Annotated in this window: 22 protein-coding genes; 12 read left to right on the top strand and 10 right to left on the bottom strand. The window is 61.8% G+C overall.

The genetic code is table 11. The annotated features are described in order from the left end of the window. The first annotated feature begins 78 nt into the window (after positions 1–78). The 4 genes from cysT to AC1DWQ_RS22850 are packed head-to-tail and all read left to right on the top strand — an operon-like array spanning position 79 to position 3542. Positions 79–975 carry a sulfate ABC transporter permease subunit CysT gene (gene cysT / locus AC1DWQ_RS22865; RefSeq protein WP_477671698.1) on the top strand — a complete coding sequence of 299 codons (897 nt, stop codon included), beginning with the start codon at positions 79–81 and terminating at the stop codon, positions 973–975. Then, the gene (cysW, locus tag AC1DWQ_RS22860) at positions 972–1958 is read left to right on the top strand and encodes a sulfate ABC transporter permease subunit CysW (RefSeq protein WP_477671697.1); all 987 of its coding nucleotides are present in this window, start codon (positions 972–974) and stop codon (positions 1956–1958) included. Before cysT ends, cysW begins: the two co-directional genes overlap by 4 nt. 32 nt (positions 1959–1990) lie before the next feature. Beyond that, a complete protein-coding gene (locus AC1DWQ_RS22855) occupies positions 1991–2425 on the top strand; it encodes a hypothetical protein (protein WP_477671696.1) in 435 nt (144 codons plus the stop codon). Positions 2426–2453: 28 nt separating this feature from the next. After that, positions 2454–3542, top strand: a complete 1089-nt coding sequence (locus AC1DWQ_RS22850; RefSeq protein ID WP_477671695.1) for a sulfate/molybdate ABC transporter ATP-binding protein — start codon at positions 2454–2456, stop codon at positions 3540–3542. Positions 3543–3608: 66 nt separating this feature from the next. Here AC1DWQ_RS22850 and AC1DWQ_RS22845 read toward each other — a convergent pair whose 3' ends face one another. The 4 genes from AC1DWQ_RS22845 to AC1DWQ_RS22830 form a co-directional block, all read right to left on the bottom strand. Continuing rightward, positions 3609–4097 (bottom strand): hypothetical protein, encoded by a 489-nt coding sequence (locus tag AC1DWQ_RS22845; protein WP_477671694.1) that lies wholly within the window; start codon positions 4095–4097, stop codon positions 3609–3611. Between the two features lie 146 nt (positions 4098–4243). Then, positions 4244–4681, bottom strand: a complete 438-nt coding sequence (locus AC1DWQ_RS22840; RefSeq protein WP_477671693.1) for a T6SS immunity protein Tdi1 domain-containing protein — start codon at positions 4679–4681, stop codon at positions 4244–4246. A 6-nt stretch (positions 4682–4687) separates the two neighbouring features. Further along, on the bottom strand, positions 4688–5173 hold the full coding sequence (locus AC1DWQ_RS22835; RefSeq protein WP_477671692.1) for a low molecular weight protein tyrosine phosphatase family protein: 486 nt from the start codon (positions 5171–5173) through the stop codon (positions 4688–4690). A gap of 42 nt (positions 5174–5215) precedes the next feature. Continuing rightward, positions 5216–6103 (bottom strand): LysR family transcriptional regulator, encoded by an 888-nt coding sequence (locus AC1DWQ_RS22830; RefSeq protein WP_477671691.1) that lies wholly within the window; start codon positions 6101–6103, stop codon positions 5216–5218. A gap of 93 nt (positions 6104–6196) precedes the next feature. Here AC1DWQ_RS22830 and AC1DWQ_RS22825 point away from each other — a divergent pair, with 93 nt between their 5' ends. After that, the gene (locus AC1DWQ_RS22825) at positions 6197–7231 is read left to right on the top strand and encodes an SDR family oxidoreductase (protein WP_477671690.1); all 1035 of its coding nucleotides are present in this window, start codon (positions 6197–6199) and stop codon (positions 7229–7231) included. 72 nt (positions 7232–7303) lie between these two features. Here AC1DWQ_RS22825 and AC1DWQ_RS22820 read toward each other — a convergent pair whose 3' ends face one another. The 4 genes from AC1DWQ_RS22820 to AC1DWQ_RS22805 form a co-directional block, all read right to left on the bottom strand. Further along, positions 7304–7579 carry a DUF2277 domain-containing protein gene (locus tag AC1DWQ_RS22820; RefSeq protein ID WP_477671689.1) on the bottom strand — a complete coding sequence of 92 codons (276 nt, stop codon included), beginning with the start codon at positions 7577–7579 and terminating at the stop codon, positions 7304–7306. A 15-nt stretch (positions 7580–7594) separates the two neighbouring features. Then, positions 7595–8074 (bottom strand): hypothetical protein, encoded by a 480-nt coding sequence (locus tag AC1DWQ_RS22815; RefSeq protein WP_477671688.1) that lies wholly within the window; start codon positions 8072–8074, stop codon positions 7595–7597. 86 nt (positions 8075–8160) lie between these two features. Next, on the bottom strand, positions 8161–8577 hold the full coding sequence (locus AC1DWQ_RS22810; RefSeq protein WP_477671687.1) for a VOC family protein: 417 nt from the start codon (positions 8575–8577) through the stop codon (positions 8161–8163). Between the two features lie 34 nt (positions 8578–8611). Further along, positions 8612–8965 carry a VOC family protein gene (locus AC1DWQ_RS22805; RefSeq protein ID WP_477671686.1) on the bottom strand — a complete coding sequence of 118 codons (354 nt, stop codon included), beginning with the start codon at positions 8963–8965 and terminating at the stop codon, positions 8612–8614. Positions 8966–9186: 221 nt separating this feature from the next. Between AC1DWQ_RS22805 and AC1DWQ_RS22800 the strand changes: the two genes are divergently transcribed. The 6 genes from AC1DWQ_RS22800 (at position 9187) to AC1DWQ_RS22775 (ending at position 18043) form a co-directional block, all read left to right on the top strand. Further along, positions 9187–9693, top strand: a complete 507-nt coding sequence (locus tag AC1DWQ_RS22800) for a disulfide bond formation protein B (RefSeq protein ID WP_477671685.1) — start codon at positions 9187–9189, stop codon at positions 9691–9693. Positions 9694–9820: 127 nt separating this feature from the next. Next, positions 9821–11365 (top strand): alkaline phosphatase D family protein, encoded by a 1545-nt coding sequence (locus AC1DWQ_RS22795; RefSeq protein WP_477671684.1) that lies wholly within the window; start codon positions 9821–9823, stop codon positions 11363–11365. A gap of 212 nt (positions 11366–11577) precedes the next feature. Next, positions 11578–12378: a hypothetical protein gene (locus AC1DWQ_RS22790; protein WP_477671683.1), complete on the top strand. Its 801-nt coding sequence runs from the start codon at positions 11578–11580 to the stop codon at positions 12376–12378. A 194-nt stretch (positions 12379–12572) separates the two neighbouring features. Further along, positions 12573–13433, top strand: a complete 861-nt coding sequence (imuA, locus tag AC1DWQ_RS22785) for a translesion DNA synthesis-associated protein ImuA (protein ID WP_477671682.1) — start codon at positions 12573–12575, stop codon at positions 13431–13433. Continuing rightward, entirely contained in the window at positions 13393–14847 is a 1455-nt protein-coding gene (locus tag AC1DWQ_RS22780; RefSeq protein ID WP_477671681.1) for a Y-family DNA polymerase, read from the top strand. Before imuA ends, AC1DWQ_RS22780 begins: the two co-directional genes overlap by 41 nt. A gap of 7 nt (positions 14848–14854) precedes the next feature. Then, positions 14855–18043 (top strand): error-prone DNA polymerase, encoded by a 3189-nt coding sequence (locus tag AC1DWQ_RS22775; RefSeq protein ID WP_477671680.1) that lies wholly within the window; start codon positions 14855–14857, stop codon positions 18041–18043. A 76-nt stretch (positions 18044–18119) separates the two neighbouring features. Here the strand turns inward: AC1DWQ_RS22775 and AC1DWQ_RS22770 are convergent, their stop codons facing one another. Then, positions 18120–19217: an NAD(P)H-dependent flavin oxidoreductase gene (locus AC1DWQ_RS22770; protein WP_477671679.1), complete on the bottom strand. Its 1098-nt coding sequence runs from the start codon at positions 19215–19217 to the stop codon at positions 18120–18122. Next, on the bottom strand, positions 19214–19822 hold the full coding sequence (gene gstA, locus AC1DWQ_RS22765) for a glutathione transferase GstA (protein ID WP_477671678.1): 609 nt from the start codon (positions 19820–19822) through the stop codon (positions 19214–19216). Before gstA ends, AC1DWQ_RS22770 begins: the two co-directional genes overlap by 4 nt. A gap of 125 nt (positions 19823–19947) precedes the next feature. On the opposite strand from gstA, the gene AC1DWQ_RS22760 reads away from it, so the two are divergent. After that, on the top strand, positions 19948–20859 hold the full coding sequence (locus AC1DWQ_RS22760) for a LysR family transcriptional regulator (RefSeq protein WP_477671677.1): 912 nt from the start codon (positions 19948–19950) through the stop codon (positions 20857–20859). Positions 20860–20893: the final 34 nt, after the last annotated feature.

Here is a 20893-nt window from a genome sequence, read left to right as displayed (position 1 = left end):
GCTAATTTTCCTAGGGGCGGCCCGTCGGAAAATTGTCCTTCTTCGTTTGACTCCCCGACAGGCCAGTGCTGTTTTTACATGTTTACTCAAACAATTCATCCCTCGTCACTAGCGCAGTCAGTGCCGGGTGTTCCTGCGGGTAGCAAACGCGCCGCAAAACGCGTGCTGCCCGGTTTCCGCCTCACGCTGGGCTACACCGTTCTCTACCTCAGCCTGATCGTGCTGATCCCGATCTCGGCGCTGTTTTTCAAAACCTTCACGCTGAGCTGGGACCAGTTCGTCACCGCGGTGACGTCCCCGCGCGTGCTGGCGTCTTACCGACTCACGTTTGGGGCATCGCTGATTGCAGCACTCGTCAACCTGGTGTTTGGCCTGCTGCTGGCCTGGGTGCTGGTGCGCTACAAATTTCCGGGCAAAAAAATCGTCGATGCGCTGGTGGACCTGCCGTTCGCCTTGCCGACCGCCGTGGCCGGCATTTCGCTCACGGCTTTGCTGGCCGGTAACGGCTGGATAGGCCAGTACCTCGAGCCCATGGGCATCAAGCTGGCGTTCACGCCGGCCGGTGTAGTGATCGCGCTGATTTTCATCGGCCTGCCGTTTGTGGTGCGCACGGTGCAGCCGGTGCTGGAAGACGCCGAGAAAGAACTCGAAGAAGCCGCCACCTCGCTGGGCGCCACGCGCCTGCAGATTTTCACAAAAGTCATCCTGCCGCACATCACACCGGCGCTGCTCACCGGCTTTGCCATGGCCTTTGCGCGGGCGATCGGCGAATACGGTTCAGTCATCTTCATCGCCGGCAACATGCCCATGATTTCTGAAATCACGCCTCTGATCATCATCGGCAAGCTGGAGCAATATGACTATGCCGGCGCAACGGCCGTGGCGGTGGTGATGCTGCTGGTGTCGTTCGTGCTGCTGCTGGTGATTAACGGCCTGCAGGCCTGGCAGCGCCGTAACACGGGAGCACCAGCATGAAACAGGCCCCCACGCTTGTCGCTTCGCGTACTGCGCTGCCCCCCGAGGGGGCTGAGCTTGCTCGGGGCGGCCCTTCGCTGCGCTCGACTGCTTCCTCCTCCATTAAACGCCGTGTCGCGTCCGGCACCACCGAAGCACGCTGGGTGCGCTACACCTTGATCACGGTGGCGTTGCTGTTTGTGTTCCTGTTTTTGATCCTGCCGCTGGCCGCCGTGTTCACCGAAGGCCTGCGCAAGGGCTTTGGCGCCTACATTGCAGCGCTGCAAGAGCCCGACGCCTGGTCGGCCATCAAGCTCACGCTGATTGCCGCCGCGATTGCCGTGCCGCTGAACCTGGTGTTTGGTGTGGCGGCGGCCTGGGCCATTGCCAAGTACGAATTCCGCGGCAAGTCGGTGCTGACGACGCTGGTGGATTTGCCGTTTTCCGTGTCGCCGGTGGTGGCCGGCCTGATTTACGTGCTGATCTTCGGCGCGCAGGGCTGGTTCGGGCCGTGGCTGCTGGCGCATGACATCAAGATCATCTTTGCCGTGCCCGGCATTGTGCTGGCCACCGTGTTTGTGACGTTTCCGTTCATTGCGCGTGAGCTGATTCCGCTGATGCAGGCGCAAGGCAACGACGAAGAGCAGGCCGCCATCGTGCTGGGCGCCACCGGCTGGCAAACCTTCTGGCATGTGACCCTGCCCAACATCAAGTGGGGCCTGGTGTATGGCGTCATCTTGTGCAACGCACGGGCCATGGGGGAGTTTGGTGCGGTGTCGGTGGTGTCGGGCCATATCCGCGGGCAGACCAACACGCTGCCGCTGCACGTGGAAATTCTGTACAACGAATACCAGTCGGTGGCCGCATTCGCCGTGGCATCGCTGCTGGCCATCCTCGCGCTGGTCACGCTGGTCATCAAGTCGGTGGCCGAATGGCGCCATGAAGCAGAAATGAAAGCTGCGGCCGATTTGCCGCCTGAGCGCCCGCAGGCGCTTGCTACTTGATTATTTCAACAAATCTTCTACCAAAATCTAGTATGCGTATTTTAGAAACAGTACTAATTTGCATCGCCGTGATGTTGGGATTAGCAAGTGCTTTTCTTTGCTTCTTATGGGCTGTTCTGATCTTCCCCAGTCTTTTCGTTAACTGGGATTTGAGTAACCCAATCGACGAAGCACTCGCTGCCTATTCAAATTCCAACTTCAAGTTGCTTTTTCATATTTTCCGCACTTACTTTGCTGCAATAGCAGGTCTGCTTGGGTGGATAGCGCTATTTGCTCTCTGCTTATATGCAAATCGAGATTGGCGCACCCTGCCAAAGTGGGTACCGGTCGGCTGCCTCTTCGGTGTTGCCGCCGTTCTAATAGGCCCCTATTTCTGGGGACTTGCTGTACCGCCTATCTCACTTGCGATTTCGCTCTTGTTACTTATGAAGGTCAAGGCTAAAGCTAAGTCCGCCGAATTGACATAGGTTCCTGAAAAACACGCTGGAAAACATCATGAGCATCGATATCCGCAACGTCAGCAAACATTTTGGCGACTTCCAGGCACTGGGCGATGTCAGCCTGGACATTCAATCGGGCGAACTGGTCGCCTTGCTCGGCCCTTCGGGCTGCGGCAAGACCACGCTGCTGCGCATCATTGCCGGGCTGGAAACCGCCGACCGCGGCAGCATCCTCTTCAGCGGCGAAGACACCACCGACGTGCATGTGCGCGAGCGCCAGGTCGGCTTCGTGTTCCAGCACTACGCGCTGTTCCGCCACATGACCGTCTTTGAGAACGTGGCCTTCGGCCTGCGCGTCAAGCCCCGCGGCCAGCGGCCCAGCGAAGCGCAGATCAAGGAAAAAGTGCATTCGCTGCTCAACCTCGTGCAGCTCGACTGGCTGGCCGAGCGCTTTCCGTCGCAGCTTTCGGGCGGGCAGCGCCAGCGCATTGCCCTGGCCCGCGCGCTGGCGGTGGAGCCCAAGGTGCTGCTGCTCGATGAACCCTTCGGCGCGCTCGACGCCAAGGTGCGCAAGGAGCTGCGCCGCTGGTTGCGCCGCCTGCACGACGACCTGCATGTCACCAGCATTTTTGTGACGCACGACCAGGAAGAAGCGCTGGAAGTCGCCGACCGTGTGGTGCTGATGAACCAGGGCAAGGTCGAGCAGATTGGCTCACCGCAAGAGGTGTGGGACCACCCGGCCAGCCCGTTTGTGTATGGCTTTCTCGGTGACGTGAACCTGTTCCACGGCCGCGCCCACGAAGGCGAAGTCCAGCTCGAAGGCCTGCGCCTCAATTCACCTGAACACGCCGGCGCCCAGGACGCCAAAGCCTTTGCCTATGTGCGCCCGCACGACCTGGACGTGCAGCGCTATGCGCCGGGCGCCGAAGGCATCGTCGCCCACCTGGAGCGCGCCATCGTGATCGGCCCCATTGCGCGGTTGGAGCTGATTCCCGCCGAAGGCTATGAACAAAAAGGCAATGTCTCGGGCGATTCGATCATTGAAGCCCAGATGACCTCGCAGCAGTTTGCCGAGATGGGTTTGCGCGAAGGCGACATGCTGGTGGTGACGCCGCGCAAGGCGAGGGTGTTTGTGGAGGGGTAAGGTGCCTAACGCCGGAGCTGGGTCGATTGCAAAGGCTTGCCGTCGCGAGTCGACTCGGACGACCGGCTAAGCCGCACTTTTTGCCGCCGTACGTCGAGCTTGAGCTTCGCTCACCAACTGTCCACGGGGCCATTGCAGATATGGACGGATGGTAATCCGGTCTTCATTGGTGAGCGGGCGTGCCAGAGCATCGAATAGGGCGCGGACCTGCGGCCAAGGGGCCTGCTTGGTTACTGCGGCATAGAACTGCATCAACTTTTCTATGTTCTCGATCGCGGGGCGGGTCTCAAGCGGGCTCAAATCGCACATAAAGTTGAACTCAAAAGTATTTCCTCGCTGGTGCCACTCATCTCGGTGCCAGGCATGCTCGGGGTTCTCGCGAAGCATGAGGTTGACGATATCAACGCCTTTGGCTTCTGGGCCGCGAAGGTGCTCACGAATTGGTTTTAGGCGGCGAGTGAACCATTCCGCAAATCCCCCATGCGATGCGGTCAACCTCAGTTCGCGCTGATGGGTCATTGGATAGAAGTAGATTCGGGTGCTTGCAATCGTCATGTGCGGGGACCCTATTTGGGGTTTGTGCCTTGTGATGTCCGAAAGGATATTGCAATGGCTTGCGTGAAGGCGACATGCTGGTGGTGACGCCGCGCAAGGCGAGGGTGTTTGTGGAGGGGTAACTGTGGACTGTTCCGAGGCGACCTCTAATCAACCACTTTTAACCGGATCTTGGCACCGTCCGGCAAATCCCGTATTTGCCTTGAAAGGTCGCCGGACCGTCTCACAATCTCGGACAGTGGGGCAGTTTTGATATTGGAAATGTCGTAAGCCCCGCCCAGGATTCCGGGCACCACCAGACAGTATTTACGCCCGACAGCGAGAGGGCCATGCTTTTCATTCGCAACCCTGACCAGCGCTGCCATCAACCAGTCCTTCTTGAACTCCGGATCATTGACGAGCGCGTCGTAAGAAGCTTCATCCCAAGCCACGATTTCGCAATAACAGTCCTCGGGGCATAGGCGCCAGTAGCGACCTGAATGATCCTTTATCAGTAGATTGCCAAAGTCATTTTCAGCGACTAGCTGTAGTGGATCGAGACCAACCCAGCACCAGGACTCCTTGATTTCTTCGAGCAGATCCATAGTCTGTCACTCGATGCCCAGGATGCTTGGAACGCTTTGCTCAAGCATCTCTATCAGTTCCTTGTCCATGAACTTGTAGTCGTCAGGGATATCAAGAACATGAACAGATTTGCCGTCAAGCAGCCGCGTGAACTCCGAGGTCAGTCTTGATTTGTGTTTTTCTTCCATGACGAGAACCACGTCGGCCCAACGGATGTCATCGACTGACACGGTATGGCGCGCATTGGGGCTGGTCCCACCCGAACGGGTTAGCAGCTGCGGGTGCTTGCGCCAAATCTGCTCTGCCGTCGGGCTTCGCCACTGATTACGGCTGCAAACGAACAGGACCTTTACGCGTTCAGTGCTGCGGGCGGTTTCTTCTTTCTGCACAAGTTGCTTTGCGGTCGTGCGAGGGTAATCGAGGCCCAGTTGCTCTGCACGCGCAACTTTCTTTGACCGGATATACAGGTCTTTCCAGCGTTTCTCCCTGGGCAAATCGTCTTTGGTCGTCATATGTACTTCATGCTTGTTTTTGTAGAGCTGATTTATCCGGCTTCAACCAATATGCTGCTGCAAACCTTCAACCAATGCGTCGAAGGTTACACGGCAGCGCGGGCTGTGGCGCAGGTCTTCGTGCATGGTCAGCCAGGTTTCGAGTTTGAAGGACAACTCGCCAGGCAGAACCCGCACCAGGGCGGGGTCACGCGTCGCGAGCGCTGACTGGCACACGCCAATGCCGGCGCCGGCACGTATCAGTGCCAGTTGCGCGAGGTCGCTGTCGGTACGCGTGGAAAACGCCGCCCGCTTCCATGCGGGCAAGGCTTTGCGCGCCGAACGCAGGAAGGGTGTCTCTTCGTCAAACCCGATCAGCGCATGCTGCGCCAGGTCCGTTGACGACTGCGGCGTGCCGCGCGCGTCCAGGTAATCGCGGCGTGCGTAGAGACCCAGTTCCACTTCGCCCACGCGGCGAGCGATCAACAGGTCCTGCTTGGGCGGTGTCATGCGCACGGCAATGTCGGCTTCGCGTTGCAGTAGGTCCTGCACGCGGTTGGTCAGCACCAGTTCGATGGTCAGACCCGGGTGCGTGCGCTGCAGTTGCGCGACGATGGGCGGCAGCACTTCGACACCGATGACCTCGCTCACCGTGATCCGCACCGTGCCGCGCACACCGTCACCCTGGCTTTCGGCGGCACGGCGTAAGGCGGCTGCGGCGCTGGCCATTTCTTCGGCGAAGGGCTGCAGTTCCAGCGCGGCTTCGGTCGGCGCAAAACCGGTTTGTGAGCGCGTGAACAGCGCCAGGCCGAGCGACTTTTCGAGCGAGGCGACATGGCGTCCGACCGTAGGCTGTGCCACCCCCAAAGACCGTGCGGCACCTGAGAGCGAACCCTCGTGCAGCACCCCTAAAAACGAACGGTAAAGCTCCCAGCCAGCATCTTCTTCCATACAAAAATGTATAGCTGATACCCTGCTTTAGTCAATTCCATTTTGATGCCCCGGGGCCCAGAATTTCCCCATGGCAACTTTTTTGGGAATGACATGAGCAGCAAACAAGGCAAATCAAGCACAGCACTGGTGCTGGGCGCAACCGGTGGCATCGGCGGGGAAGTCGCACGGCAACTGGAGGCGGCAGGCTGGCAGGTTCGCGCGCTTCGCCGTGGCGAGTCGCGGCCGGGCGAGCAACGTGGCGGCATAACCTGGCTGCGTGGCGATGCGATGAATCCCGGTGATGTCATGGCTGCAGCACAAGGCTGCGGCGTGATAGTCCACGCAGTCAATCCGCCCGGCTATCGTCGCTGGGGCGAGCTGGTGCTGCCCATGCTGGACAACACGATCGCGGCCGCCCGGGCGCAGGGCGCGACCATCGTGCTGCCCGGCACGGTCTACAACTACGGGCCAGACGCATTTCCCAGCCTCCGGGAGGATTCACCGCAACACCCGCAAACTGCCAAAGGTGCGATTCGTGTGCAGCTCGAGCAGCGGCTCAAGGATGCGACCAGAGACAGCGGCCAGGGCTGCTGCCGGGTGATCATCGTGCGCGCGGGGGATTTTTTCGGACCGGGTGCCGGTAACAGCTGGTTCTCGCAAGGCCTGATTCGGCCGGGCGCTCCGGTGCGCAGTGTGAAGCTCCCTGGCAAGCCTGGTGTCGGTCACCAATGGGCCTATTTGCCGGATGTGGCGCGTACCATGGTCGCCTTGCTGGCGCGGCGTGACGTTCTGCCTGCATTTGCAACCTTCCATATGAACGGCCAGTGGGACGCCGACGGCCGCCAGCTGGCTGAAGCGATCTGCCGTGTCGTCGCACGGCGCGGTGGCCTGCAGCCGTCAATAAAATCCTTTCCCTGGTGGGCGGTGACGCTGGCCGCGCCCTTTGTCGAGACCCTGCGCGAGCTGCGCCGGATGCGCTACCTCTGGAACACGCCGGTACGCATGGACAACGCCGCCCTGGTGGCGGCGCTCGGTGCGGAGCCGCACACGCCGCTGGACATTGCTGTGGAGGAAACGCTGCAAGGGCTGGGCTGCCTTGGTGCGCATGGCGGGGATTTCAACCATGGAAGTGTCCGCCGTGGCTGAAGCAAGTCCAGCTCAACCTTTTGATGTCGTCAGACGCTTCCAGTTGGGCGAGGTCGACTTGGGGGGAGCCGGCTACTGGCTCGTGCCAAACCTTAGCGCCGACCTGGCCCGTGCCCGTTCGGCCTCCATCTCACGGTTGCGCGGCTCGGCATTGGTTACTAGTGTGCGAATGAGAACCCGTGCAGAAGCCGCCACCTCTTCCACGGCGCGGTCAAACGCGGCTTCATTGGCCTTGGAGGGGACATTGAACCCGCTGAGCTTCCTGACAAACTGCAGCGAAGCGTCACGGATTTCCAGCTCCGTGGCTGGCGGTTCGAAGTTGAAGAGAGTCTTGATGTTGCGGCACATGGGCACTCCTTCCGGTCATTTTTTCCCGGCGTTTGTCTTGACGGTTGGCTCAAGCCCCAACGCTCGCCTGGTTTCATCCGTCAATTTATCAAACCGTCGCCGAAGTACTTCTTTGTCACCAGACAGGACCTGGCGGGTCGGGTCATAGGTAAAAGTTCCCGCATGCACCGTTTTTCCGTTTTCTGTTGCTTGGTAAGCGATGACATTGGTTTTTGGGTCATACGTAAAAACAATTCTTGACCCGATCGGAGGCGGCCCTCCTACGATTGCGCCGATGCCATCGATTCCCAGATACACGGCCCCTCCTTCGAACAGCAGTGCGCCGCGCAAAACAGCCTTGTCTGTTGCCCATACGCCAACAAGATTTTCGGGTATGACGTCCGCAGAGAATGCTGGCAAGGCGGGAAGAAAAAAAGTCAATGCGAAGACGGTTCGTCTTGTGATTGCGAATCCTGCCGATGACAAATATGCGGGGAAAGATGGTGCTTGGTTCATCGGCAACTCCGTTCTTTATATCTGGGGATTTATATCTGGGGATTTATATCACCCCTGGCTACGGAGTTAGAAGACTACGCTTCTGATCAGCTTGAGTTTGCCGGCCTGATCACCACCGACTCCGCCGAAGCAACAAATGGCCCGTGATACACCGCCTCGATGTTGTTGCCGTCCGGGTCCAGCACAAAGGCGGCGTAGTAGCCGGGGTGGTATTTGCGCTCGCCCGGCGCGCCGTTGTCGGTGCCGCCTGCGGCCAGGGCGGCTTCATAGAAGGCTTTGACCTCTGCGTGGTCTTTGGCCCGGAAAGCCAGATGGACGTGCGAGGTAGATCCGTCAGCCTGGTCCATCCACAACTCATCGGCCGAAAAATGATCGTCGGCTTCCTGGATGGCATTTTCCTTGTTCAGTGACTTGAGCACGGCGCGGTAAAAGCGCTTGCTGGCCGCGAGGTCATGGGCGCGCAGGTGGACATGGTCGATGAGTCGTCCGCGGTGTATTTCCATGGTGGGCTTCCTTGTTCGGGTGTGAAGGATCTGTTCAGCGGATCACGCCGGGCATCAGCGCTTCGGCAATGGCAATGTGGTTGCCGTCGGGGTCGGTGATCATCACCGTCCTGACTTTGTCGCTGGACGTTGTATGGCTGGTGTCTATGCCCAGCTTTTGCAGGTACTCGATTTCCGGTTCAAGGTCGTTGACGGCCAGGGTCAGCGAGCCTTCGCCGGCGCGTTCGGCCAGTTCATACACCTGCAGGCCGCCGCCGCGCTTGAATTGCCATTCGCCGACTTCAGGCATCGGCCGGTTGGCCTTGGCGTCCAGCAGTTTTTCGTACCAGGGGATGGATGTGTCCAGGTTGCGGACGGCGACACTGGCAAGGGCGTTTTGCACAATCATGACGGTCTCCAAAAAGATTCAGTCCTGAAAATCTACGCCCGCCGCGGTGTCCCACCTGTAGGACAAATGCTGGGAAATGAGGGTGAGCAAGGTGGCGATCAAGTGGTGAAAGGGAGGTGAAGAATTTTCCAAGAATGCATTGCTGGAGGGAACTTATCCCGCTCCAAACGCCCGAACCCCTGACAATTCATAATCCATCCAGAAAAAAAGAGGGCTCCCTGATGTTTTTGACGTATTTCGACGCCATGCCGCGCCGCGTGCTGGTGCTGATTGCCGCGGCCTGCGTGGCCATGCTGGCCTTTGGCCTGTACCTGCAGCATGTGGTGGGCCTGGAGCCTTGCCCGATGTGCATCGTGCAGCGGTATGCGCTGGTGCTGGTGGCGGTGGTGGCGGGCGTGACGGCCATTGCCAAAAGCCGGGGCCTGTTGATCACCGGCTCGGGCCTGATGGTGTTGCTCTCGGGTTTTGGCGCTTTTGTGGCGGCGCGCCAGAGTTTCCTGCAGTGGTACCCGCCTGAAATTGCCTCTTGCGGCCGCGACTTTTACGGAATGATCGAAACCTTTCCGCTCAAGCGCGCCATTCCGATGATCTTCAAGGGCAGCGGCGACTGCACCAAGATCGACTGGACCTTTCTGGGCGGCTCGATTGCCAACTGGTCTTTCCTGTGTTTTGTGGGGATCGCGCTTGCAGGCTTGCTGCTGGTGACCCGCCTGGCGCGCAAAGCCTAGTTTTTCTCCTTCTGAAAAAACAATACGTTACCGGGCCTGAGCGCGTCAAGGAATATTGACGCCCGCAGAGTGGTAGGCTGCGGGCACTTGCAGCCTGGGCTGCCGTATTGATTCAGGGAGAATAAAAATGGCGATCCTGCTTGGCCCCATTGCGCAGTTTTTGGGCGTGCAACAAAGCCAGTGGGGTGTAAGCGTGCTCGCCGTGACCGACACTGCGGTTGCGCCCAGCCTGCAAAGCACCGCCACGGTACAGGTTTTCACGAAACTCGGCACGCTGCAAAGCGGCGCCACGCTGTGGCGCGGTGGTTTGTCCGTCGCCTTTAAAGACTTGGCCCAACGAGCACGTTACAGCGTTGACGGGCAGGCCTTTGATTTTTACGTTCCGGCGGCGAGTGAGTCGCCGCGCATGGCGTATGTCTCGTGCAATGGGTTTTCAAGTCCGGGCCTGATGAAGCAGGTCAAGGACAAAAATGCGTTGTGGAAGCGGCTCTATGACCTGCACGCAGGGCGCGAACGTATCAACGGCCGCAGTTTTGGCCCCTACCACTTGCTGCTGTTGGGCGGCGACCAGGTGTATTCGGATGCCCTCTGGCAGGACACGCGTTGCCCCGACATCATGGCCTGGTCCGAACTGTCCCGGGACGCTCGCCGCAAAGCGCCCTGGACGGCTGCCCTGCAGACGCAGGTGACGGCTTTTTTTGAAGACCTGTACCTTACGCGCTGGGCCCAGCCCGAAGTGGCGCAGGCGCTGGCGGGCTTGCCCAGCGTCATGATGTGGGACGACCACGATATCTTCGACGGCTGGGGGTCCTACCCTGCAGAAGACCACGACTGCCCGGTGTACCAGGGGGTTTTTGCCGTCGCCAAAAAATACTTCGCGCTGTTTCAGCGGCACAGCGCCCCTGGCACGCCGCCGCCGTGCACGCTGCCCGGCCAGCCGGCGTTCAGCGCGGGTTACCGCGTGGGCAGCCTTGGCGTGCTGGCGCTGGACATGCGCAGTGAACGCACGCCGGAACGCAAGAACGGCCGCAACCTGCAAAGCGCGCAGGTCATGAGTGAAGACAGCTGGAGTGCTGCTTACAAGTGGCTTGATGCCCAAACCGGCATGAAGCACCTGGTGCTGATGAGCAGCATCCCGGTGGTGCACCCCAGCTTTGAGCTGCTGGAAAAAATGCTGGGCGTGCTGCCCGGCCAGCAGGAGCTTGAAGACGATTTGCGCGACCACTGGACCTGCGCTGCGCATCGCGCCGAGCGGCTTCGCCTGGTGCACCGGCTGTTTAAATTCAGCAAGGACGCCTCGTGCCGCGTCAGCCTTGTCAGCGGCGACGTGCATGTGGCTGCGGTGGGCGTGCTGGAGTCGACGCGTGACCCGGTGGACACCAACGCCCAGGTGATCAACCAGCTCACCAGCAGCGGCATCGTGCACCCGGCGCCGCCTGCCATGGCGCGCTATTTTCTGGAACAGGCCTGCCAGCAGGTGGAAACCGTGGACCGAGGCATCACCGCCGCCATGTACGAATTTCCCACCACTTCGCGCCGCCTGATCGGTGCGCGTAATTTCATGACGATTGAGCCTGACGATGCGGGTAATCCGGCGCAACGCCTGTGGATCAACTGGTGGGTGGAAAACGAATCCGAGCCCAGCAGCAAGGTGATTCACCCGGTGGGGTAAGCGGCCCCGCTTAACCGAGCCACTTGGCCAGCCGGAGCCTGCTGGTTGCCGGTTCGGGCGTGATGGTGCCGCTCTCGGGACATGTTATTTTTCACCTGAAAAAGGGGATGGCGCCAGCCGCGCGCCATGACTAGACTGAATATCCAGTCGCCGGTTTTTACCGGAAGGCCAGCTCATCAACATTGCCGCGCTGCGGCACAAGGATGGTCCCCATGGCAGCAGGAAGGGTGTTATCGCGCTTTGGCTTTCCGGTCCTGGCGAGTGCCGGCGCCGCTGCCAGCGCCTATTACCTGGCAAACCAGCCGGTGGTGCCGGTCAAGTTCTCGACGTGGAGAAACACGACGGATCCAAAACAGGCAGAACACATGACCGTCAAATACGGACGGGGTTCGTGGGGCCATTACGAAGATTTCCGGATGGGCAGCGGCCCACCCCGTACGGATTTGCCAAAGTTTGGCGCCGTGAACAAGCTGACGGGCATAGATGAGTCCAAGCCTTACTCGAACTTGGCCTATGGCAGCCATACACCGACGGAGCACAGGGACCGCTTCCTGGCGCGTCCGGCCCTGGCAAGCGATGTCAAGAAGGGGCGGGAATACCGCTATGACTCCAAAGAGGCGATGCGCGCAAAGGTGTCGGTGTTCGAGCTCTGGAAGCTCAAGCAGATGACAAGCGAACGCCAGCAGCACGGCGTGTTCCACCTGTACGGCGAGGCATCCGACCCGTACACGACGCGGTGCATGACGCACATTGAAACGCTGGCCAGTGTCCGTGGCCAGAAGCTGTCTCCCGACAACCCTTCCAAGGTGGCGCACGAGTTTCATGCGCTCAACCCCTCCAGTACCGAGAAACCCAAGCTGAAAACCTACTCGGTAGAGGGCGTTCAGCGCCCTGGCAATGTGCCGGTCGGCACCCCGGTCAAGAGCCACCCCGGCACGCTGGACAAGGCGTATTGGGAGGCGGCCAACACGGGCGCCCACAACGTGGGCCGGCCACCCCCGCCAAAACTCTAGACGCGCGAGAACAGCGGTACCGCCGGCAAGCGCGCTGCACCCTGATTTGCAGGGAGGTGCCGGTTTTCCCGGCGGCTCCGGGGTGAATAATTCTCGACTGGGGTACCCGGGTTTCAAGCGGGTTGGCGGGGCGTCAAATCAGCCATATACTGTACATAAATACAGTATATTCGACTTGATCCGGACCACCTTCCATGCCCACCCTCACTGCAATGCCCAGCGCTTTGCCGGACTTTGCCGACGCCCTGAATGCCCAGGTTTGGCGGGCCGGCGAACTGGGCAGCGCGAGTGTGCAGACGGTGGCCACAGGTTATGCGGCGCTCGACCTGGTCTTGCCGGGAGGCGGCTGGCCCCAGGGCGCGCTGGTTGAACTGCTGTTGCCGCAGGCGGGCCAGCAGGAATGGGGTTTGCTGGCGCCTGGCTTGGCCCGTGCCCTCAACCAGCCCGCCACTCCGGAGGAGCCTGGCGCGCAACTGACGGCGCTGGTCGGCGCGCCTTACCTGCCATTTGGCCCCGCACTGGGCGCGCGCCAGATCGACATGCGGCGGCTCATCAGCATTCACGGCAAGCCAGGTGACGCGCCTTCGCTGCTCTGGGCCACGCGAGAGGCGCTGCAGTGCGCTGACGTGACCGCCGTGCTGGCCTGGCTGCCCGATGCGCGCAGCGCCCACCTGCGCCGCCTGCAGATTGCCGCGCATGCGCACCACAAGCTGCTGTTTGTGTTCCGGCCGCTGCGGGCCCAACACGAATCGTCACCCGCGCCGCTGCGCCTGCTGCTGGAAGGCACTGTGCGGGAGGGCGGCAACCTGCTGGTCCATGTGCTCAAGCGCCGCGGCCCGCCGCTGGCCGCGCCGGTGCTGCTCGATACCCGGCCCGCCCGGCTGTCGGCCTTGCTGGCGGCCAGCCGCGACAGGGCCCGGCAAAAGCGGGAAGAGCAAAAGCGGGAAGAGCTTGCCCCCATCCTGCTGCCATCGCTGGTTTCGCTTCCTGTCACCTCACCCCGGAGTCCCATCCATGCGTTGCTGGATCGCATTGCGCATCTCGATCACCACTGACGCGGCGCAACCGGCCTCGTCTGTGCTGGACGCCGCCGCTTTGCAGCGCGCGGTGGCCAGCCTGGCGCTGGGCTTCACGCCGCGCGTGGCGCTGGTCGATGAAGCGGTGCTGATGGACGTAACGGGCAGCCTGCGCCTGTTTGGCGGGCTGGCGCGGCTGATGCAGCTGCTGGCGCAGAAAATCGAGCTATTTTTTGAATCAAACCAGGTTGCAGGCCTTATGGAACGTGCGCAAGGTGCTACATCTTTGATAGCAATCGGACGGCTTCGGCTGCAGCAGGATCAGGCTGGTGCGTTGAAAAAACGCGTGGCCGACCTGCCCATGCACACGTTGACGGCCGCGCGCCCGCACCTGGGTGTGCTGGAGCGCATTGGCTGCCGCAGCTGGGACGACCTGCTGCGCCTGCCGCGTGACGGCGTGGCGCGGCGTTTTGGCGCCGAGCTGCTGGAGGCGCTGGACCGCGCCCGCGGCACCGTAGCCGACGACTACGAGTGGCAAGTGCTGCCCGAGCACTTTGAAGAAAAACTGGAGCTCAACGCGCTTGTCACCCATGGGCCTGCGCTGATGGCGGGCGTTGAGCGCCTGCTGGTCCACCTGCATGCCTGGCTGCTGGGGCGCCAGAGCGGGCTCTGCGCCCTGAAAATCATCTGGCACCTGGACAAACGCCGCGATGTGGCGCCGACCGGCGAGCTCGAGATTCGCACGGCCCAGCCCGCCCAAGACCTGCGCCATGTGGCACGCCTCATCTCAGAGCACCTGGCGCAGCAAAAGCTGCCGGCGCCGGTGCACAGCCTGACGCTGCAGTCGCTGGCCACCGAGCTGCTGGCCGACTCGGCCGCCGCCACCGGCAGCCTGCTGATGGAAGCGCGCCGGCAGGGCGACAGCGTGGTGGAGCTGGTCGAGCGACTCAGCGCCCGCCTGGGCGATGCCAATGTGCAAGCCTGGCAACCTTGCACCGACCACCGGCCCGAGCTGATGCAGCGCTGGGTGAGTGCCCGAAGTGCTATCAAATCAATAGCTGCTTGCGCACAGCCAATGCGCGCCAGGGCCATAAAAGGCTTAAAAAAAACCACTCCACATGCTTCTTCGGAAGCCCGGGCCGAAGCCTTGTACCCGGCCTGGTTGCTGCCCGAACCGCTGAAATTGCAAGCCGTAGGCAACAGCCCGGTGTACCAGGGCAAGCTGACACGCCTGGCCGGGCCGCAGCGGCTGGAGGCTGCCGAATGGCTGCTGGCCGATCACGAGAACCGCAGCGCTGAGCCGGGCCTGTGTGAAAAGCCGTGGGCGTTTCGCGACTACTACATCTACCGCAGCCAGCAGGGCGGCCTGCTGTGGGTTTACAGCGAAAGGCTGGGCTCTGCCGCCCAGGCCGGCCGGCAGCGCACCTGGTATTTGCACGGCTTTTTTGCCTGAGGCCCGCATGCCTGCCTACGCGCTTCCCGATTACGCTGAGCTGCACGCGCTGAGCAACTTCAGCTTCCAGCGCGGCGCCTCGCACGCGCAGGAGCTGGCCGAACGCGCTTCCGAGCTGGGCTACCAGGCGCTGGCCATCACCGACGAGTGTTCGGTGGCCGGGGTGGTCAGGGCGCATGAGGTGGCAAAGAAGCTGGGCCTCAAACTGCTGCCGGGTGCGGAATTTCTGGTGCAGGCGCCTGATGCCTTCAGGCTGGTGGTGCTGCCGCACAACGCGGCAGGCTGGGGCAACCTGTGCGAGTTCATCACCGAAGCGCGCAAGGCCGGCGACGTGGTCGAAAAAGGCAGCTACCGCGTCGCGCTGGGCGAAACGGATTTCTCCCGGCTGGGGGATTGCGAAATTTTGCTGGCGCCCCTGCATGAAGCAGGCGCGGGTGCTATCAATACAGAAGCGCTTTGCGCACATTGCGCCTGGGCTACAGGGCTTTTTGGCACCAACGCCTGGCTGGCGGTGGAGCTGCTGCAGGGCCTGGACGATGCGCTGCGCCTGCAGCAGCTGCAAGAGGTGGCCCGGCGCACCGGCATACGGCTGGTGGCGGCCGGCCATGTGCTGATGCACAAGCGCTCACGCAAGCCGCTGCACGACGTGATGACCGCCATCAAGCTGGGCAAGCCGGTGCACGAATGCGGCTTCGCGCTGCAGCCCAACGCCGAGGCACATTTGCGGCCGCGCATGCGCCTGGCCGAGATTTACCCCGCCAGCCTGTTGCGTGCCACGCTGGAAGTGGCGGCGCGGTGCAATTTCAATCTCGATGAGATTCGCAACCTGTACCGCTACCCGCAGGAAGACATGGTGCCGGCGGCCGAAACGCCTTCGCGGTGGCTGCGTCGGCTGACCTGGCAGGGTGCCCATACCCGCTACCCGCATCACATACCGCACAAGATCAGGCGGCAGCTGGGTTTTGAGCTGGCGCTGATTGAAGAGCTTGAGTACGAGATGTTCTTCATCACCGTGCACGACATCGTGCGGTTTGCGCGAGAGAAGGAAATCCTTTGCCAGGGGCGCGGCTCGGCGGCCAATTCCGTGGTGTGTTTTTGCCTGGGCGTCACGGCCGTCAACCCGGCGGAAAGCAAGCTGCTGTTTGAGCGCTTTATCAGCCGCGAGCGCAGTGAACCGCCCGACATCGACGTGGACTTCGAACACGAGCGGCGTGAAGAAGTCATCCAGTACATCTACGGCAAATACGGCCACGACCGCGCCGCCATTGCCGCCACCGTCATCAGCTACCGGCCGCGCAGCGCGATCCGCGATGTGGGCAAGGCGCTGGCGATGGCGCCTGAACTGATAGACCTGTTCGCCAAAGAGCATTTCTGGTTTGACGGCAGCGAGGTGCTGCAGGAAAAACTCAAGGAAGCCGGGCTGGAGGGCAGGGAAGGGCCGGTGCTGCAATGGTTTGACCTGTCGGCGCAGCTCATCGGCTTTCCGCGCCACCTGAGCCAGCACGTCGGCGGTTTTGTACTCACCCAGGGCAAGCTCACGCGGCTGGTGCCGGTGCAGCCGGCTTCGATGGAAGACCGCCGCATCATCCAGTGGGACAAGGACGACCTGGAGGCCATGGGCCTGCTGAAAGTGGATGTGCTGGCGCTGGGCATGCTGTCGGCCATCCGGCGCTGCCTGGCGCTGGTGAATGGGGCACGAGGAAGCCAGTTGGAGATGCATCAGATCGAGCCGGACGACACACCCACCTACGACATGATTTGCGAAGCCGATACGGTGGGCGTTTTCCAGATTGAAAGCCGGGCCCAGATGTCCATGCTGCCGCGCCTGCAGCCGCGCAATTACTACGACCTGGTGGTGGAAGTCGCCATCGTGCGGCCGGGGCCCATCCAGGGCGGCATGGTGCACCCGTACCTGAAGGCGCGCGACAAAAAACGGCGGGGTGAAGATGTCGTGCCGGAATACCCGGCGCTGAACCCGGCCCTGGAGCGCACGCTGGGCATTCCGATTTTCCAGGAGCAGGTCATGCAGATCGCGATGATCGCCGCTGACTTCACGCCCGGAGAGGCCGACGATTTGCGCCGCTCCATGGCAGCCTGGAAGCGTAAGGGCGGGGTAGACCGCTTTCATGGCCGCCTGGTCAATGCGATGGTCAACAACGGCTACAGCGCTGAATTTTCAGAGCGCATCTTCAGCCAGATATTGGGCTTCGGCGACTACGGCTTTCCGGAAAGCCACGCCGCCAGTTTTGCCAAGCTGGTTTATGTGAGCTGCTGGCTCAAGCGCCACGAGCCGGCCTGCTTTCTGGCGGCCATGGTCAATTCGCAGCCCATGGGTTTTTACACGCCGTCCCAGCTGGTGCAAGACGCGGTCCGCCACCAGGTCGAGGTGCGCGCGGTGGACGTCATGCACAGTGAATGGGACTGCACGCTGGAGCCGCAGGGTGTGCTGACTGCAGGGACGCAGCCGGCAGTGCGCCTGGGCCTGCGCCTGGTGGCCAGCTTGCGCGAGGAGGCCGCCTTGCGCCTGGTGGAGGCGCGGGCGCAAGCGCCTTTCACGTCGACGGAAGACCTGGTGTCGCGCGCCCGGCTCAATACGCTCGAAATCAACGCGCTGGCCGCCGCCGATGCCCTGCTGCCGCTGGCGGGCCACCGGCGCCAGCAGGTCTGGGAGGCTTCGGCCATCAAACTGGCGCCGCGCCTGCTCAAATCGGTGCCCACACACGAAACACCGCTGGCCTTGCCCGACACACCCGAGGGCGAAAACATTTTGTTCGACTACCAGGCCACCGGCCTCACGCTGCGGCGCCACCCGGTGGCTTTGCTGCGGGAACGGCTGGCACGCAAAGGCCTGCTGAGCGCCAGCGAGCTCAATGCCTTGCCCGACGGCGAAGAGGTGGCCGGCTGCGGCATCGTCACTGTGCGCCAGCAGCCGCAAACCGCCAAGGGCACCATCTTTGTCACACTGGAAGACGAGACCGGGCCAGTCAATGTGATCATCTGGAAATCGCTGCGGGAGGCGCAACGCGGCGAGGTGCTGCACGCCCGGCTGCTGGCGGTGTATGGCACGTGGCAGCGCAGTGAAGAACGCGGCAGCGCCAAAGGTTACGGCGCGGTGCGCAACCTGGTGGCGCATCGGCTCGAAGACCTCACGCCGATGCTGGGGCGGCTGGGCACATCGAGCCGCGATTTCCATTGAGGTGACTGCACCTCAATCAGGCACCTTCAGTCAATCCATCGTCATGCGCTGTCATCAGACAAATCCTGCTTGAGGGTCAGACTGACCCGGCAATCCGTTTTAGCGCGTCGTCGGTTTGCTGCTGCAGCGCCTGCATCAGCGAGCTCGCATCCCGGTGCCTGAGCAGTGGTGCGGCCTGACCGGACCAAAGCGACATCAAGTCTGTTCTGCCCTGGCCAATGGCCGCCGGTTTCATCTGGCCTGTCAGCCAGTTCTGGACCGGGTAGGGCGCAATGTGACCTTCATGCGCCTTCAGCTCGTTCATGAAGCGGTTTTCAATGCCTCGCGCCAGGCGCCCGCTGAAGGCGCGGGTGAGGGCGGTGTACTTGGCGTCGGCGCTGAATAGCTTTTCGCGGTGGATGTCACTGGCAGATGACTCGACGCAGGCCAGGAAAGCTGTGCCGATCTGCACGCCCTGGGCACCCAGCGCCAGGGCTGCTGCAATACCGCGCCCATCCGCAATGCCGCCTGCGGCAATGACCGGGGCCTTGATCGCGTCGACCACCTGGGGGATCAGCGCCAGTGTGCCGGTGAGCGAGTTTTCGGGCGGGCGGAGAAAGGACACGCGGTGCCCGCCAGCCTCAAAGCCGGTTGCCACCACCATGTCGACGCCGGCACTGTCTAGCGCTATCGCCTCTTCAGGCGTTGTGGCGGCGCCCACGGTCACGATATCAAGCGCCTTGCATTGGCGCAGGATGTCCAGCGACGGAATGCCGAATACAAAACTGAACACGGCGGGCCGGGCCGCCAGCAGGCCCTGCACCTGGTCTTCGTAGCGCGGGCTGAAACGTTCAGGGCGGGCCGGCAAGGGTTCACCGAGTTCCTTGAAGTAGGGCGCGAGCAGCGCCAGGTGCTGCTCGAACTGCGCATCTGTGAGCGGCGGGTCCTCGCTCTTTTCATGCGGCACCCACAGGTTCAAGGCGAAAGGCCGTTTTGTTTTCAGGCGTATGGCCTGGGCCGTCTCTTCAATTTGCGCGCCTGTCAGGTGATGCACCCCAAACGAGCCCAGCCCACCGCTTTCACAGACCGCCGCGGTCAGCGCCACCGAGGAAAGGCCCCCTCCGAAGGGTCCCTGCACAATCGGCGCCGTCAAGCCCAGCCTTTGGGTCAGGGCCGTGGTTTTCCAGCGGCTCATGCCAGCAGCCCTTCGGCCTTCAGGGCCTCGCGCACGGCGGGCCGGCCGGCGACACGTGCCAGGAAGTCCTGCAGATGCTTCAGGTCCGCCAGGTCCAGCGACACGTACTTGGCCCAGCCTGTGACGGCAAACAAGTAGGCATCGGCCACAGTGAAGGACTGGCCGAGCAAATAGTCTTTGGACTGCAGCTGGGTGTTGACCCATTCGTATTTTTTGCGCAGAACGCTGGCCAGGGTTTTTTTGGCGCTGCCGTCCAGCTCCGGGTTGAACAGCGGCGTGAAGGTCTTGTGGAGCTCCGAGGTGATGTAGTTCTGCCACTCCATCACGCGGTAGCGGTCCATGCTGCCGGCGGCTGGGAGCAGGTCGGCGCGGCCTGCCTTGTCGGCAAGGTATTGGGCAATGATGGGGCCTTCTGTCAGGCGCTCGCCGCTCTCGAGCTCCAGCAGCGGCACGGCACCCTTCGGGTTGATGGCGTAGTAGTCGGCTCCGTCTGCGGTGGTGTGGGTGCCTGTGTCAACTTTTTCAAGCTTGAAGGCCTGCTGCGTTTCTTTCAGAACGATGTGGGGTGCCAGTGAGCAGGCGCCAGGAGAGAAAAACAGTTTCATGGGATTCCTTGAGCAAGTTAGTTGGGAAGGCCTCATGCTATTGATGATGTTCATGGAGATAAATGGAGGTTGATTAACTTCATAAGTTACATGGCGTAATAGATAATCCATAGAAAATCAAAACCATGAGCCGTCAATTTGATGATCTTCAGCTGGGAAGCATTGAGCTTTTTTGCCTTGCGGCAGAGCTCAGCAGCTTCACGGCGGCGGCAACCAGTGCCGGCCTCACGCCCGCTGCCGTGAGCCGCTCGGTGTCGCGTCTGGAGGAAAGGCTGGGCGTGCGGCTCTTCACGCGCACGACGCGGCAGATACGGCTGACCGAGGCCGGCCGCGCTTATTTTGAGCAGGCGCGGCAGGCCCTGGGGCAGCTGGTGGAGGCCGAGCGCGAAGCCACGGGTCAGCAATTGGTGCCTGCCGGCGTGCTGCGCATCAGCCTGCCCACGCCTTACGGGCATTACCGCGTGCTGCCTCTGCTGCCGGCTTTTCGGGCTCTCTATCCAGCGGTGCAGGTTGAGGTCAACCTGAGCAACCGCAATGTCAACTTTGCCGACGAGGGCTACGACCTGGCTATACGCGGGCGCGCACAGCCCGACTCAGGCCTGGTCGCGCGCAAGCTGGAAGATGCCGCGCTGGTGGTGGTGGCTGCGCCTTCGTACCTGCAGCAGGCGGGAACCCCAACCTCGCTAGAGGTCTTGCAGCAGCATGACTGCATCCAGTTTTTGTTGCCCAGCAGCGGGCAGAAAATTCCGTGGCTGTTCAGCGATGCAGGCAAGGCGCTGGAGGTGGCGACCAGCGGTGGATATTGCTGCTCGGAAGACCTGCTGGGTGGGGTGACGCTGGCCCGGCATGGCGCGGGCCTGCTGCAGACTTACCGTTTTATCGTCGAGGAAGACTTGCGCCAGGGCCGGCTGCAAGAGGTGTTGCAGCCTTTTGCGGGGCGGTCCCGGCCATTTTCACTGCTGTACCCGCATGGTCGGCACGTGCCCTTGCGGGTGCGCTTGTTCATCGACTTCCTGCTTGAAAAGCTCAAGCAGTAAATGCGGGCCGCAGACTAGAGGGATGGGCCTGGCC

It is taken from the genome of Polaromonas sp. P2_G11, from assembly GCF_056403595.1.
The sequence above is the reverse complement of the archived record's forward strand: the minus strand, read 5'-3'. Positions and strand labels throughout refer to the sequence as shown.